Here is a 15,753-nt window from a genome sequence, read left to right as displayed (position 1 = left end):
GGAAATTTAGGGAAGCCTCAAATTAAGAATTTATTTCTTTAATTTCATCCAAGTATCTTCAAGAGATTTTAACATTTCGTCAGCAGATTTTTGCTTTCCAACGTAAGCTTGCATTGATGCGCCAAACTCATTTGTAGCTCCATCTGGGTATTTGAACCAGTTCCAAGATAATGTTTTACCTTCAGCAGAATATTTTAATAAATCGTCTGCGATTGGTCCTAAGTTTTTACCTTCAATTGTTTTTAGTGCTGGGATAAACTTGAATTTTTCTACAATGTAGTTCTTACCTGTGTCAGAAGTAACCATCCACTCTAAGAATTTTTTAGCTTCTTCTTTGTTTTTAGAGTTTTTGTTAACTACCCAGTTATTTGGTACACCCATTGGTAATTTGTCCATTGCTGCTTTGTCATCGTTGATTGGAATTGGTAACACGCCTAAGTTCATGTTTGGAGTAATTCCATCAACCATACCTTGAATCCAGTTACCTTGTTGGATCATAGCAGTTTTGCCTTGAGCAAAGTTAGTTACTTGAGTGTTGTAATCAGTTGTTAAAGGATTTTTGTTACCGTATTTAACAGTTAAATCAAACAGTTTCATAAATTGTTTGAATTTCTCGTTGTCTTGAATTTTCACTTTTCCAGAAGAAACGTCCTTCATGAACTGATCTGGATCTTGTTGTTGAGCGAAAGGAATATTTAATAAGTGAATTCCTAAAATCCACCACTCACCGTATCCGATAGAGAAAGGAGTGATGCCTGCTTTTTTAAGCTTTTCAGCTGCTGCAGTTAATTCGCTTAATGTTTTTGGTGTTTCAGTAATACCAGCTTTTGCGAATAAATCTTTATTGTAAATAAAGCCATAACCTTCAGTATTCATTGGCATACCATAAAGTTTGCCGTCAATTGTCATTGGTTTTTCAGTTCCTGGATATAAATCTTTTACCCATGATTGATCAGAAAGATCTTCTAACTTATCTTTCCAAGTTACTGCTTCTTGGAATCCACCGTTGTTAAAGATATCAGGCTCGTTACCTGAAGCAAATTGAGCTTTTAATGCAGCACCGTAGTCAGCACCGCCACCAACAGTTTGAATTTTAACTGTTACGTTTGGATTTTCCTTATGGTAATCCTTAGCCATTTGTTCTAAATCTTTCGCAATCTCAGCTTTAAACTGGAATACGTTTAATGTTACTTTTTTATCCTTTGAATCATTTGACCCTTTGTCTGAAGATCCTCCAGAACATGCAGAGAATAACATCACTGAAGTCGTTAATGCTGCTGCTACCTTTAGCATCTTTTTCATCCCAAAAACCCCCGTCTCAATATTCTTTATTTTGAATACGCTTTCATTATACATTTAAAAACAATTAACTTTGGATAGTCTATATTGACATGATGGGTGGAATATATTGATAGATTCCACCCAGGTCACACTATTTAATTGAACCGCTTGTAATACCTTTAATAATATGTCTCTGTGCTGCAAAGTAGAAAAGTAATAGTGGCGTTATACCTAAAACAAGGCCAGATAACGCTAAGTTCCACTGTTTTGTATATGCTCCAAAGAAGTAGAAAGTAGCAAGTGGAATCGTTCTTAACTCCATATCCCTTAATACAAGTGATGGTAATAAGAAGTCATTCCAAATCCATAACGTATTTAGGATAACAATTGTAACTGTAATTGGTTTTAATAGTGGAAAAACAACTTTCCAGAAAACCATAGTCGGTGAACATCCATCAATAATGGCTGCTTCCTCTAACTCAATCGGAATTGTTTTAATAAACCCATGATAAAGGAAGATTGATAAAGCTGAACCGAAGCCTAAATACATTACGACTAATCCCCAATGGCTATTCATTAAATGAAGCGTACTTCCAACTTTCACTAATGGGATCATAATTGATTGGAACGGGATAACCATTGTCGCTACAAAGATAAAGAAAATAATATTTGAAATTTTACTTTTTGAACGAACTAGTTTATAAGCTGCCATCGAACAGAAAAAGACGATTACAACATTACTAGCAATTGTCACGATTAACGAGTTCATTAACGCTTTCCAGAAATTCATGACTTCAATTGCTTGTTGATAGTTTGTAAAATCTAAGCTTTTTGGAAGCGAAGATGTATTTTGTAAAATATCAGCAAAAGATTTAAATGAGTTACCTAACACATAATAAAAAGGAACTAAGAAGATGAGAGCAAGTATAATTGCTGCTATTTCTAATATAAAAGTAAGGCCAGTATATCGTTCTTTTAGCATTATGCCTCAACCTCCCTCTTCTTCGTAATGTACACTTGAATAACCGAAATTAATGCAACGACTACGAAGAATACAATTGCTTTTGCTTCACCTAATCCATAACGGTTATTAACAAAAGCTTCAGTGTAAATGTTTAAAGCCAACATCTCAGTAGACTTAAATGGTCCACCATTTGTTAATGAAAGGTTTGTATCAAACACTTTAAATGACCATGAAATTGTTAAGAATAAACAAACCGTTACAGCTGGTGCTACCATTGGAATAATAATTTTACGTAACACTTGGAATTTATTTGCACCATCAATTTGAGCTGCTTCAATTAATTCCTGTGGTACGCCTTGTAGAGCCGCTACATAAATAACCATTATATAACCTGCACCTTGCCAAACTGCCACAATGACAATTGCCCAGAACGCACCTTTTTCTTCTCCTAAAAGTGCTCTTTGTAAAAAGTCTGAATGTAATAATTGTCCAATTGAAATTAAACCTTTATTAAAAATGAACTGCCAAATGAAACCTAATAATAATCCACCGATTAAATTTGGAAGGAAAAAGACTGTTCTTAAAATATTTCTAGTCTTTAATGCTTGCGTTACGATTAACGCTAAACCAAAACCAATTACATTGGTTAAGATCACAGCGAATAATGTATATTTACCAGTTAATATAAACGAGTGAATAAAATCCGTATCTTTCGTAAAAATATATTTATAATTTTCAAGTCCGACCCACTTAGCAGAATCAGCTACACCATCCCACTCAGTAAATGAATAGAAAAATCCGATTAAAAATGGCGTTAACACGATCGCTGCAAAAACAATAGTTGCTGGTCCTACAAACGTAAGATAATTTAAAAAATCTCTTAATTTTTTAGATGACTTCTTTGTCTTGGCATCTGTTAAATTTGTATCAATCACTTTTTTCGTTTCAATCACCTGTAACACCTCCACTATCATCATAAAATACCACACAAGTTGTGAAAACGGATTCATTTGAACAGTAGGGTGGAATATATTGACTAGATTAATTTGATAATTGTTTTTTTGGGCTTTAAATTTTAGATATAATTCGAAAGGTCTGCTATGATTTTTACGGCAAAAGCTATTTTTTATAAAAAAAAAGAATCTCCTATTGAAGATTCGCAGTCACAAATTAGTTAATATTAATTAAATCCTAACTATAAAATCAAGCAGATGCCCATACTCAACCGGAAATTCTACTTTCAAATCAAAAGTTTTATTATCTAATATTAATATTTTATAACTCTCTTCATTATTAGATAGTACATATATTTCTTCATTTTCAATATCTTGATAAATAAACTTGTAATTGTTCTTATTATTTACATAGCTCTTTTTTAATGGCTTGAAAGTTGGTACAGGTTCAAATGTAAGTAGACCAAGTGTGTTCCCATATTCATAACTATATAAATTATATAATGCAGTTTTTTCATCAATCATTAATGGCCGAAATTCCTGATAATAATAGAAATCTTGCTTTTGCAGGTTTTTAAATGGTTCAGAAACTTCATATTTAAGCTCATTAATATACGCATACAACTTTCCTGTATCACTTACTATATAGACATGATCTTTGGTAGAATACACAGGAAATAAGTCAACATCGTTTGATTCTGGTGATTCGTAATGAATTAATTGATTTTCTAAGTCAATAATACCAATCCCAGGATATACTTTTGTCTCCTTTTCATTAACTTCTCCACTCGTTCCATAAAATATCTTATTTTTAAAACCTAATAAGGGTGTCCATTTAGGCTCATATCCATATTCAGTTTCGAAGCTTTTTTCTGATGAATAATTGGAAATAGACATATTGAAATCATTTGTCTTTTGATCAATATTTTGATCACCTGTTTTATGCGAGACGATTGTTTGAAATAAAGTGTCTTCACCATAATGTTGAATATGGTCTACTCCAACAGGATATTTAAAATACTCAAGATTTACTTTATCGAACTTTCTTTTTGCCATATCATAAGTAAAAAAATAGTTATCTATTGAAGCGTCCCCAAAAAATGATATAAATAATTTATTTAAATTATTTGGCTTTTGATGAATTAACATTCTGCCAAAATCACTATCCTTAATTGCGTATTCTCGAACAATTTCACCCTTTTTAGTCACTTCTTTTACAATGGTAGATTCTTGTGAAACCCTTGGATCAGCCGGATAAAATAATAAAAAATTCTCTTTTTTATCGGAATTATTTGGTTTGAAATTTTCAATTCCATTGATTATAGTACGGTTTTGATACTTAGTATTTCTAAAAAAAGAAAGTGCTGAGATAATTATTCCTGCGATTAATAGTGCCATCAATAAAAATGTATATTTTCTTTTCATAATATAACGTTTAAATTATTAAAAGTTTTGGGGTAAGAAACGCATAATAAAATCCTTAAAACTTTTTTGAAATACATATAATTTCCTCCTCTGAATTCTTATTAGAATGTTAAAATTTCTAATAAGTTCAGATTAGCAAATTTATCCAACATATTTTTGTTTTACATTTGACGAAATTAAGTACAATATTTAACAATCTGTTGAACGCAAAAAACCGCCCTCATATAAGGCGGTTTACATCTTATCCTATAAAACTAATCTTTACACTTTAATACTTAGGGTTCGCCCCAAATCGATTATCTCCCTCTTCACTATCCAAACAGAAGAAAATCAAAAGAATGATCGTACCAATAAACGGGATCAATCCAATTAATAACCACCAACCACTTTTACCCGAATCATGTAATCTGCGTGCACCTACTGCTAATGATGGTAGCAATGTTAAAATACCATAAATTCCAGTTAATACATTTGTTATATCTCCTATGTTCTCCAAAAATGAAAGTATAATAGTGATAATGGCATTAAACAGGAAAAACATCCAATACTCTGTTCTTCTAGCTCTTCCGTTGAATACTGCGTAATTCTTTAATACTTTTAAATACCATTCCACGATGGAATCCCTCCTAAGTAGTAAATATGGTACATTTAAGTCTATTCCTAATACCCATCTAACATTATTAATTTTTAATCTTAGGACAATTTATTTTAAATTAACACAAAAAACCGCCTAAAATTAGGCGGTTTTTAATTTTAGATTATCTCTGTATTGGTCAAAGCGATCATCATTTAATACAAAGTTTGTTGAGGAATTACTAAAATTATTATTGTATAATAACCTTATTATTAATTAATGGTGATGGTTTTCGGATTACTGCACACTGCACAATATCATTACGGACATTAAGTAATAAATGACGATGCAGTAGTTATTGTAACTAAACATTTTTTTGGGAGATTTATTTTGAAACCTATTTTCATAAAATTTATATTGTTAATTTTTTCACTTGTGTTTATTATTAGGTTTACTTTTTTTCCAGTCGCTTCTTTAGGGATTGGTGTTTCTGAGGGTGGATTAAATTTAATCCCATTAATCAAAATGTTTAATGAGTATAGCAACATTAAACAATTTATAGTTAATACTTTTGGAAATATCATTCTATTTGTGCCATTTGGGTTTATTTTGACATCCATTAAGAGATCAAAAATAGTTATACTAATTGGCTTATTTTTATCGGTAAGCATAGAAGTTGTCCAATTAATGATGTCTTTTAGATGCTCAGATATTGATGATGTTATATTAAATACTATAGGGACATACATTGGGTATAGGATTTCAATGATCAAATGGTTTAAGTAGTAATATGGTACATTTAAGTCTTTTCCTAATACCCAATGAACATTATTATTTTTAAATCTTAGGACATCTATTTTGAATTAACACAAAAAAACGTCTAATTATTAGGCGGGAAGTAATTTTAAATTATCTTGGAACTGGTCCAAAACGATTCTCGTGATCTTCACTTTTAAAACAAGCAAGTATTAATAAAATAATTGATCCAATAAACGGAATTAAACTAATTAAATACCACCAACCACTTTTACCAATATCATGTAATCGGCGAACACCGACTGCAATTAGTGGCAGCAAGGTAAGCAAACCATAAATTCCTGAAATCATGTTATCTGTATTTGCAAAGTTATCTAATAAACTAAGTAAAAAAGTAATAATTGCATTAATCAACAAGAACATCCAATATTCAGTTCGACTCGCTCTACCATGAAATCCTACATAATTCTTTAATACTTTAAAATACCATTGCACAACTGATCTCTCCTAAGAAATTATTTTATCCAAAAGCTAGTTTATACTTCCTTTTTACTATTCCCATAAGAAAATCAAATCACATATTTTATAAAAAAAAAAAATGAAATGAAATATATTAGTGCAAATAAAAAAGGAAGTCCAAAATCCTGGACTCCCTCATCAAATAACTTATTTATTAACATGTGTTAACGTAGCACCATACGGAGTTACATCAAAGAAGTCTCCATAACCAACAACTGTTCCGCTGCCATTCGCAATTACTGATTTTCTAGATTTCCATGATTCTCTCCATTGTTCATTTACATCTGCAGCACGACGATTTACGATAATATTCATTTTTTTCGTTTCAATTTGTTCTTTTGTCATGTTTTTTGTATCAATTTTTTTAAAGTCATCTAATATTAAATTTTTCGTTTTATCCGATATTGCACCACTTTGAACAAATATATCAAACATTAGTGCATATCCTCTTTTTGTCCATAATCCGAATGTTTTGTAATACTTTTCTGCTTGATCGAAGTAACCTTTTGAAGCATTAATTTGTTCATCAATACATTCTTTACTTGTACCTAGATTTTTAAAATAAGTCTTCCAAGGCTCTACAACTTGGTATTTATTATTAGGGTCACTGATTGAATCTCCCCAAGCTACCTGTTCTTTTGTCGTTTTGTTCATAATTACATCTTTAAATGTATTATAAGAATCCGTATCTCCATTGAAAGCTTTTAGGACAACATCATTATGATTTGCGAACATATTTTTCATTATTGGTTGTAAAGTTTCTGTTCCAAAGTTTTCTTGAAGCGCACCAAAAGATAGACCGGCACCGTCGAAATTACCACTTGTTGCACCAAATGCATCTGCTTCAGATGATGATGTTTCATACCATGATGTGATTTCTAGTGCCATTTTTTTAACTGATTCACTTGCTGGAAGCTTCACAGGACTAATCGTTTGTGTTGCTGGCTTCTTTGTCGCAACTTTATTTTTGACTGGAATATTTAATTTTTGTCCAATTAAAATTGTATTAGATTTTAATTTATTTTGCTTTTTAAGTTCTGTAACAGATGTTTTATATGTTTTAGAGATTTTATAAAGCGTGTCCCCTTTTTTAACTTTATAAACAACAGTAGCAGCATTTGCTGGTCCAACTACTGTTCCTAAAGAAAAGACAATCGCAGTTGATAAAATAACATTTTTAATCGATTTTTTCATATTTGATTACTCTCCCTTACTATTAATCTATTTATCTATGTTAAACTCAGGAATTTCATTTATTTTCATAACGATAATTACTATATCACGATAATTAATTCAGTTCATTACATAAAATCTTCCAATCGGTTAATCTTCAATAAAATCTACTTTTAAAAAATTGCAAAAAAAAGACGAACCTCATTCGAAATTATTTCGAAATAAGGTTTGTCTTAAGTTTTTCCTACTCTATTGTTTCTTTAACTTATCCCAAGTATCCTGTAGCGATTGCAGTAATTGCTGTGGATTTTTTTGGCCTCCAACATAAGCTTGCATTGAAGCACCAAATTCGTTTGTTGCACCGTTTGGATATTTAAACCAGTTCCATGAAAGTACTTTGCCGTCAGCTGAGTACTTTTGAATATCATCAGCAATTGGGCCTAAGCCTTTTCCTTCAATTGTTTTAACTGCTGGAATGAATTTAAACTTTTCAACTATATATTTTTTACCTGTATCAGAAGAAACCATCCAATTTAAAAACTTCTTCGCTTCTTCTTTGTTTTTTGAATTTTTATTAACTACCCAGTTATTTGGTACACCGACAGGGATTTTGTCCATTGCGTTTTTGTCGTCATTAATCGGAATTGGTAAAAGACCAAGTTTCATATTTGGCGTAATGCCATCAATCATACCTTGTGTCCAGTTTCCTTGTTGCATCATTGCTGTTTTTCCAGATGCAAAATTTGTAACTTGTGTATTGTAATCTGTTGTTAATGGATTTTTATTTCCATATTTAATCGTTAAATCAAATAATTTTATAAACTCCTTAAATTTATCATTATCAGGGATTTTTACTTTCCCTGCATTTAAATCGGCGATAAATTTATCTGGGTCTGGTTGTTGCGCGAATGGAATATTTAATAAGTGAATTCCTAAAATCCACCACTCACCATATCCAACTGAAAACGGCGTAATGCCAGCGTCTTTTAATTTTTTTGCTGTTGCCTCTAATTCAGTTAACGTTTTTGGCAATTGTGTAATACCAGCTTTATCAAATAAATCTTTATTATAAATGAATCCATAGCCTTCCGTGTTCATAGGCATTCCTAGTAATTTGCCATCAACAGTCATTGGTTTTTCGGTTTCCGGATATAAATCCTTCACCCAATCTTGATCTGACAGATCCTCAAGTTTGTCCTTCCAAGTAACAGCCTCTTGGTATCCACCGTTATTGAATATATCTGGTTCATTTCCTGATGCAAATTGAGCTTTCAATGCTGCTCCATAATCTGCTCCTCCACCTACTGTTTGAACCTTTACCGTTACATTTTTATTTTCTTTTTGATATTCCTTTGTTAAAGCCTCTAGATCTTTTGCAATTTCAGCTTTAAACTGAAAAATATTTAATGTAATTTTTTCACCAGCACCAGGCTTTTTTGTTTCTTCTTTTTTATTATTACATCCAGTAAACAACAACATACTAGTTGATAAAACGGCAATCGATTTAAATAATTTTTTATTCATATGCTCCTCCTTAACTTACTTTATTGAGCCACTTGTAATACCACGAATAATTTGCTTTTGGGCAGCGAAGAAAAAGATTAATAACGGCATAATGCCTAAAACTAATCCGGCAAGTGCTAAATTCCATTGTTTCGTATACGCACCAAAAAAATAAAAAGTAGCCAGTGGTATTGTGCGTAGCTCTTCATCACGTAAAACTAGAGATGGTAACAAGAAATCATTCCAAATCCATAAAGTATTTAAAATAACAATTGTTACGGTAATCGGTTTTAATAAAGGAAACACTACTTTCCAAAAAACCATAAACGGTGAACATCCATCAATAATCGCTGCTTCTTCAAGCTCAATTGGAATACCTTTTATAAAACCGTGATAAAGAAAAATTGAAAGTGCTGAGCCAAACGCTAAATACATAACTACAAGTCCATAATGACTATTCATTAAATGAAGTGTACTTCCAACTTTAACAAGTGGAATCATAATTGATTGAAAAGGAATTACCATTGTTGCAACAAAAATAAAGAAAATAATCGTTGAAATTTTATGCTTTGTGCGTACTAGTTTATAAGCTGCCATTGAGCAAAATAAAACGATAACAGCATTACTCGCAATTGATATAATTAAAGAATTCAAAAGTGCTCTCCAGAAATCCATAATGACAATTGCTTGTGAGTAGTTTGTAAAATCGAAAGTTTTAGGTAGAGCTGATGTATTTTGTAAAATATCTGCAAAGGATTTAAACGAGTTACCTAATACATAGTAAAAAGGAACCAGGAAAAATATTGCTAAAATGATCCCAAATAGCTCAAGCAAAAACGACAGTCCAGTATAGCGTTCATTTTCCACTATGCTTCAACCTCCCTTTTCTTCGTTAAATAAACTTGGAGAATTGAAATAGCTGCGACAACGACGAAGAAGACAATTGCTTTTGCTTCCCCTAATCCATATCGATTGTTTACAAATGCTTCTGTATAAATGTTTAACGCAAGCATTTCTGTCGATTTAAATGGTCCACCACCAGTAAGTGATAAATTTTGATCAAATACTTTAAAGGACCATGAGATTGTTAAAAATAAACAAACAGTTACAGCCGGTGCTACCATTGGAATGATGATTTTCCTTAAAGTTGTAAAACGATCTGCGCCGTCAACTTGAGCTGCTTCAATCAATTCCTGAGGTACTCCTTGGAGTGCTGCTACATAAATAATCATGATATATCCTGCACCTTGCCAGATTGCTACAATAATAATTGCCCAAAACGCTCCATTTGCAGTACCTAACAATGATTGCATTAAAGAATCGATCCCTAGCGCAGCTCCTAATGAAGTAAGACCTTTATTAAAAATAAATTGCCAAATAAAACCGAGTAATAAACCACCTATTAAGTTAGGTAAAAAGAAAATTGTCCTAAGAATATTTCTTGATTTAAGCCCCTTTGTAACTAATAAAGCTAAGCCAAAACCAATTAAATTCGTTAAAATCACAGCAAAAAACGTATACTTTGTGGTAATTATAAAAGACTGTTTAAAGTCTGCATCTTGTGTAAATATGTATTTATAATTATCAAAACCGACATAATGGATATTTCCGACTACCCCATTCCAATTTGTAAAGGAATAATAAAGACCCATTAAAAATGGAATAAGCACTAAAGCTGCAAATACTAGAAAGGCTGGACCAACAAATACGATAAAACTTCCACTATTTCTACGTTTCTTTCGACCCGAGACCTTAAGGTCAGTAGCATCATCTACAATTGTTTCAACTTCTTTATTCATTGCTTTATCAAACTTTGACAACTATGTACCTCCCTTCATATCGGTCTACAAAAAAAAGCAACTCCACCTTAGTATTAAAAAGTAGAGTTGCTTTTATTCGGTTTACATTCTATTCGAGTTAAGACGCACTCTTCATATGAGTGCTACGTTGATCCTTTTGATAATTCACAATAATAATACCTGATGTAACCATCATTAAACCAATAAATACAAGATAAGATAACACTTCATTCAGCATTATTGATGATAAAATTACACCAAAAACAGGAACTAAGAATAAGTACATTGATACTTTTCCAACTTGGTTATATTTCATGACATTGTTCCACAGTATGAAACCTACAGATGAAAGTACCGATAAATAAACTAGCATGCCAAAAGTTTTTAAATCAAAGTGGAACGGTAAAAATCCTGCCGTTAAACCACCAATTAATAATAATCCAATCGAACCAATCATCATTTGATATGCCGTTAAATAGGCAACATCCACTTTCTTTGCAGCTTCCTTAGCAAGTACATTACCATAGCCACCAAACGCCATTGCAAACAATAATAAAATCTCGCCAATTCCTAAATGTAAAGAAAGAGTGCCCTTTGTAATATTCACGATAATTACACCCGCAAACCCAACCGTTACACCAAGAATCTTACGCATGTTTAAACGATCATTTTTATACATAAAATGCGCTGCTAAAAGTTGAAAAAACGAAGTAGTCCCAGCAATAATCGAACCTTGAACTCCCGTCGAAAAACTCAATCCAATATAAAACAACACATATTGTAAAAACGTTTGAAACAAACCTACTTTTCCTACTACAAAAAAAGTATCTCGCTTAAAAGTTAACTTTTTACCAATTATCGTAAAAAAGATTAAAATTAACAATGAGGCCAAAAAGAAACGATAACCCGCAAAAATCATTTGTTTCCAAATCTCATTCTTCTCAATATGCAAGTGCTCATAACTTAGCTTAATAAACGGAAATGCGCTTCCCCATAAAAAAGTTGTAATAACCGCTGATGCAACCACTCCCAAAGGATGTGTAAAAAATCTCTTTGCAGACATTGTTTCCCTCCATAAGCCTTTTTCTCTCTATAGAATACAGTTTATTCTATCATCTATAGGGCATTCCTTCTATTCGTTTGATTTTGCAAAAAGCCCTGAAAGTAAAGACAATTGTTGGGAAACTTTAAAAAAGTAATTTATGAGGATGTTAAGTTAAAATTTTTTATGATTTTATTCGCTTATACCCTAAAAAGTGCTTTTTCCAATATGAATCATTTATATTTGAAATTGTAACGCCAGTACTACTACCTGCTTGAATAAACTCATTTTTATTTAACATAATCCCCATGTGTGATGGTCCATACGTGTATGTATTTTGAAAAAATATCAAATCACCCGGCTGTGAAGTTGTCACTTTTTGGAATGAAGTATTATTGTGCCAATATCCTGATACATTTGTTCTTCCAAACGGCTTACCATTTTCCTTAAGGACATAATAAATAAAACCACTGCAATCAAAACCTGTAGGAGATACTCCTGCCCACTTGTAAGGAACTCCTAAAAATTGTTTTGCAAAAGAAATCATATTTTGCTCCTCACTAGTCGAACCATTTGAATGATCAATTTCTTTTTCAGTATATCCTGCGCTTATATAACCGGTTTTTCCTTGATAGTTTATCTTGCGCCAACCATTTGAAGTTGAAATAACGTCTAACTTCTGATTTTTTGTTGCACTACCTATTATATTGTAATTCGTTCCCGCACCTGAGCGAATATTTACTCTTTCCCCAGTTACAGTATATTTAATCGTATTGTATACTGGTTTTTCATCTTCAATTTTCTTTTGTTTCTGAACATAATTGCCGCTTATATAGCCAATTCTTCCTTGATAAATAATCTTGTACCAACCATTTAAGGAAGATTTGACATCTAATTTAGCATTCTTATTTACACTTCCTAAAATACTGTAATTCGTTCCTGCTCCAGATCGAATACGTATTCCGTTACCTGTTGAGATGTAATTGAAGGTATTGCTTTCTATTTTTTCATTTTCAACATTACTATTTTGTTTCTTTACATAAGTACCAATGATGTATCCAATTTTCCCCTGATAATTAATCTTATACCAGCCATTTGAGTAAGATATGACATTTAATTTAGCATTCTTATTTACACTTCCTAAAATACTATAATTCGTTCCTGCCCCTGAACGAATACGTACTCCGTTCCCTGTTGAGATATAGTGATCCACGTATGAGATCAATACTTCAGGTTGATTTGTGTTTGTACTTTCTGCATCCCCTTCTAATAGATCTATAGAATTAATACATGAAACAGATCCTATGATTGCAATTGATTGTATAAATTTTTTCTTCAAAATCTCCACCACTTTTTATTTTATTTATATTTGCTATACCCTTTTGAATTTGAAATAGATGAACTAGCTTTTTAATGTAGTAACAAATATGTATTTAATGTGCTTACTGTATAAATATCGGTTGGATGCTTAAAATTCTTTAATGAACTTCAAAAATTTTATTATTAGAAAGATCTGTTCAAATTAAATAGGCAGACTGAAGTGCTGTCTACCCCAAACCTACCTTTAATTTCACAACTCCATCACATTCATTAAAAAATTTTTAATTTAAAAGTAAATTTTTTTCTTCACATATAAAGTAATGTGGTAATATATATTTAATAAGAATTATTTTAATTAAGAAATCTGTGAACTACACAACTAAGAGATTAAATAAATAGTAAGGTCTTATAAAATGTACGCTGCTGTCCTTGGACGGCAGCTTTCGTCGTTTTATAAGGATAGTGAATTTGATTATTTTTCTCAATTGAAAATAAGAAAGGGGTATTTATTATGGAAGCAAGTCCAAAAGTTACTACGATTCATGCTACATATGAAGCCGACCATGTGGAATCTACATCATTTCTTTCAAAACATGGAGAATTAATTGCCGCTTTAGTTTCTGGTGTATTAATTCTAATTGCTTCATTCGTTAAAAACGATAATTCAATCATGTCGATTATTTTATATGTTTTAGCATTTTGTATTGGAGGATACGCAAAGGCAAAGGAAGGTATTGAAGATACGATTGCTGAAAAGGAACTAAATGTTGAAATGCTAATGATTATTGCGGCGGTTGGTTCAGCTGCAATTGGATATTGGACTGAAGGTGCAGTACTGATTTTCATATTTGCTTTAAGTGGCGCACTTGAAACATATACGTTAAATAAAACAAATAAAGAAATTTCTTCACTATTATCTCTTCAGCCACAAACGGCCATTCGATTAGTCGATGAAGTTGAAGAAGTTGTCAGCATTAAAAGTTTAAACATTGGTGATTATATTTTAATTAAAGCTGGAGAACGTATTCCTGCTGATGGTCAAATCGTTAAAGGAGAAACATTAGTAGATGAAGCTGCACTTACAGGTGAATCAGTTCCTGTTGTTAAAAACTTAAATGATGAAGTATTTGCAGGAACAATCAACATTAAAGGAACGCTTGTAGTTGAAATTACAAAACATAGTGATGAGACTCTTTTCCAAAAAATCATTAATCTTGTACAAACAGCGCAAAGTGAACAAACTCCTTCTCAACAATTCATTGAAAAATTTGAAGGTATTTATGTTAAAGGAGTATTAATTGCCGTATTATTCATGATGTTTTTACCGCATTTTGCATTAGATTGGTCATGGACAACAACATTTTATCGAGCAATGATTTTACTAGTTGTAGCATCACCTTGTGCATTAGTAGCATCGATTACACCAGCCGTTTTAGCTGCAATCTCGAATGGAGCAAAGTCGGGAATTCTAGTTAAAGGTGGTATTCATTTAGAGCGATTAGGTGTATTAAAAGCAATCGCATTCGATAAAACTGGTACTTTAACGATTGGTAAGCCAGAGGTAACTGGTTTTGAGAAAATAGAAGATTTTGATCGTACTGAGTTACTATCAATCGTTGCTTCAATTGAAAGATACTCAACTCACCCGTTGGCTGCAGCAATTGTTGAATACACAACGAAACAAGGAATCATAGTCTCTTCGTCATTTGAACAAATTGATGACCACCCTGGTTTCGGTGTCTCAGCGATTTTAAATGGTTCTGAGTACAGAGTAGGTAAAAAAGAATTCGTAACGATGAAACATAATCCTCTCATTCATTTTGAACAACAATGGGAACAAGAAGGTAATACAATCGTTTATGTAGGTACTCAAGATAAAGTTGTTGCGATTTTCTCATTAAAAGATTTAGTTCGTAACGAATCTAAGCAAGCTTTATCTACTTTAAATAAATTAGGTGTTCGAACAGTCATGATTACAGGTGACTCAGAACAAACGGCGAAAGCAATTGCTGCCGAAAGTGAAATCAATGAATACTTTGCATCATGCTTACCGGATGAAAAAGTTTCGATTGTTAAAAAGCTTAAAGACAACTATGGTCAAGTTGCAATGGTTGGTGATGGTATAAACGATGCCCCTGCCCTAGCGACTGCAAACGTAGGAATTGCAATGGGTGGCGGAACTGGAGTTGCTTTAGAAACTGCAGATGTCGTTTTGATGAAAAATGACTTAACAAAAATATCAAAAGCAATCACTCTATCTAAACGCATGAATAAGATTGTAAAACAAAATATTATCTTTTCACTAAGCGTAATCGCATTCCTAATCTGCTCGAATTTCCTGCAAATCATTGATTTACCTTATGGAGTAATCGGTCATGAAGGAAGTACAATTTTAGTTATTCTTAACTCATTAAGATTATTAAGAGATTAAAAAAAGCATCGTA

The 15,753-nt window shown here is 32.0% G+C and carries 14 protein-coding genes; 2 read left to right on the top strand and 12 right to left on the bottom strand.

All coding sequences use genetic code 11. The features are described 5' to 3' along the window. Positions 1-30: 30 nt before the first annotated feature. The 5 genes from EP747_RS14435 to EP747_RS14415 all read right to left on the bottom strand — a co-directional run bounded on the left by EP747_RS14435 (position 31) and on the right by EP747_RS14415 (position 5,236). Positions 31-1,302, bottom strand: coding sequence for an ABC transporter substrate-binding protein (locus EP747_RS14435; RefSeq protein WP_129690828.1), 1,272 nt, complete (start codon positions 1,300-1,302; stop codon positions 31-33). A gap of 130 nt (positions 1,303-1,432) precedes the next feature. After that, complete coding sequence (locus EP747_RS14430) at positions 1,433-2,263, bottom strand: carbohydrate ABC transporter permease (protein ID WP_129690827.1); 831 nt, start codon at positions 2,261-2,263, stop codon at positions 1,433-1,435. Continuing rightward, positions 2,263-3,195: a carbohydrate ABC transporter permease gene (locus tag EP747_RS14425; RefSeq protein ID WP_419179314.1), complete on the bottom strand. Its 933-nt coding sequence runs from the start codon at positions 3,193-3,195 to the stop codon at positions 2,263-2,265. Before EP747_RS14425 ends, EP747_RS14430 begins: the two co-directional genes overlap by 1 nt. Positions 3,196-3,429: 234 nt before the next feature. Next, the gene (locus EP747_RS14420; RefSeq protein WP_129690825.1) at positions 3,430-4,623 is read right to left on the bottom strand and encodes a hypothetical protein; all 1,194 of its coding nucleotides are present in this window, start codon (positions 4,621-4,623) and stop codon (positions 3,430-3,432) included. A 268-nt stretch (positions 4,624-4,891) separates the two neighbouring features. Next, complete coding sequence (locus EP747_RS14415) at positions 4,892-5,236, bottom strand: DUF805 domain-containing protein (protein WP_129690824.1); 345 nt, start codon at positions 5,234-5,236, stop codon at positions 4,892-4,894. Positions 5,237-5,632: 396 nt separating this feature from the next. On the opposite strand from EP747_RS14415, the gene EP747_RS25385 reads away from it, so the two are divergent. Beyond that, on the top strand, positions 5,633-5,983 hold the full coding sequence (locus EP747_RS25385) for a VanZ family protein (protein WP_419179313.1): 351 nt from the start codon (positions 5,633-5,635) through the stop codon (positions 5,981-5,983). Between the two features lie 123 nt (positions 5,984-6,106). Here the strand turns inward: EP747_RS25385 and EP747_RS14405 are convergent, their stop codons facing one another. From EP747_RS14405 to EP747_RS14375, 7 genes are all read right to left on the bottom strand, one after another. After that, complete coding sequence (locus EP747_RS14405; protein ID WP_129690823.1) at positions 6,107-6,448, bottom strand: DUF805 domain-containing protein; 342 nt, start codon at positions 6,446-6,448, stop codon at positions 6,107-6,109. Positions 6,449-6,619: 171 nt separating this feature from the next. Further along, complete coding sequence (locus tag EP747_RS14400; RefSeq protein WP_129690822.1) at positions 6,620-7,666, bottom strand: LysM peptidoglycan-binding domain-containing protein; 1,047 nt, start codon at positions 7,664-7,666, stop codon at positions 6,620-6,622. 228 nt (positions 7,667-7,894) lie between these two features. Continuing rightward, positions 7,895-9,169, bottom strand: a complete 1,275-nt coding sequence (locus EP747_RS14395) for an ABC transporter substrate-binding protein (protein WP_129690821.1) — start codon at positions 9,167-9,169, stop codon at positions 7,895-7,897. Between the two features lie 15 nt (positions 9,170-9,184). Continuing rightward, a complete protein-coding gene (locus tag EP747_RS14390; RefSeq protein WP_129690820.1) occupies positions 9,185-10,015 on the bottom strand; it encodes a carbohydrate ABC transporter permease in 831 nt (276 codons plus the stop codon). Then, positions 10,015-10,947 carry a carbohydrate ABC transporter permease gene (locus EP747_RS14385; RefSeq protein ID WP_129690907.1) on the bottom strand — a complete coding sequence of 311 codons (933 nt, stop codon included), beginning with the start codon at positions 10,945-10,947 and terminating at the stop codon, positions 10,015-10,017. Before EP747_RS14385 ends, EP747_RS14390 begins: the two co-directional genes overlap by 1 nt. Positions 10,948-11,065: 118 nt before the next feature. Beyond that, positions 11,066-12,010, bottom strand: a complete 945-nt coding sequence (locus tag EP747_RS14380) for a DMT family transporter (RefSeq protein WP_129690819.1) — start codon at positions 12,008-12,010, stop codon at positions 11,066-11,068. 163 nt (positions 12,011-12,173) lie between these two features. After that, positions 12,174-13,328, bottom strand: a complete 1,155-nt coding sequence (locus tag EP747_RS14375) for a C40 family peptidase (protein ID WP_165347063.1) — start codon at positions 13,326-13,328, stop codon at positions 12,174-12,176. A 492-nt stretch (positions 13,329-13,820) separates the two neighbouring features. On the opposite strand from EP747_RS14375, the gene EP747_RS14370 reads away from it, so the two are divergent. Further along, entirely contained in the window at positions 13,821-15,740 is a 1,920-nt protein-coding gene (locus EP747_RS14370; protein ID WP_129690817.1) for a heavy metal translocating P-type ATPase, read from the top strand. Positions 15,741-15,753: the final 13 nt, after the last annotated feature.

It is taken from the genome of Gottfriedia acidiceleris (assembly GCF_004138285.1).
Lineage (GTDB): Bacteria > Bacillota > Bacilli > Bacillales > Bacillaceae_G > Gottfriedia > Gottfriedia acidiceleris_A.
Note: the sequence above shows the minus strand (reverse complement) of the source record. Positions and strands in the feature narration are given on the sequence as shown.

What these genes read in the sequence shown, in the direction of transcription:
- EP747_RS14380 (WP_129690819.1), bottom strand. Translation starts at nt 12,010, where the DNA reads ATGTCTGCAAAGAGATTTTTTACACATCCTTTGGGAGTGGTTGCATCA.
- EP747_RS14435 (WP_129690828.1), bottom strand. Translation starts at nt 1,302, where the DNA reads ATGAAAAAGATGCTAAAGGTAGCAGCAGCATTAACGACTTCAGTGATG.
- EP747_RS14400 (WP_129690822.1), bottom strand. Translation starts at nt 7,666, where the DNA reads ATGAAAAAATCGATTAAAAATGTTATTTTATCAACTGCGATTGTCTTT.
- EP747_RS14420 (WP_129690825.1), bottom strand. Translation starts at nt 4,623, where the DNA reads ATGAAAAGAAAATATACATTTTTATTGATGGCACTATTAATCGCAGGA.
- EP747_RS14395 (WP_129690821.1), bottom strand. Translation starts at nt 9,169, where the DNA reads ATGAATAAAAAATTATTTAAATCGATTGCCGTTTTATCAACTAGTATG.
- EP747_RS14370 (WP_129690817.1), top strand. Translation starts at nt 13,821, where the DNA reads ATGGAAGCAAGTCCAAAAGTTACTACGATTCATGCTACATATGAAGCC.
- EP747_RS14430 (WP_129690827.1), bottom strand. Translation starts at nt 2,263, where the DNA reads ATGCTAAAAGAACGATATACTGGCCTTACTTTTATATTAGAAATAGCA.
- EP747_RS14385 (WP_129690907.1), bottom strand. Translation starts at nt 10,947, where the DNA reads ATGAATAAAGAAGTTGAAACAATTGTAGATGATGCTACTGACCTTAAG.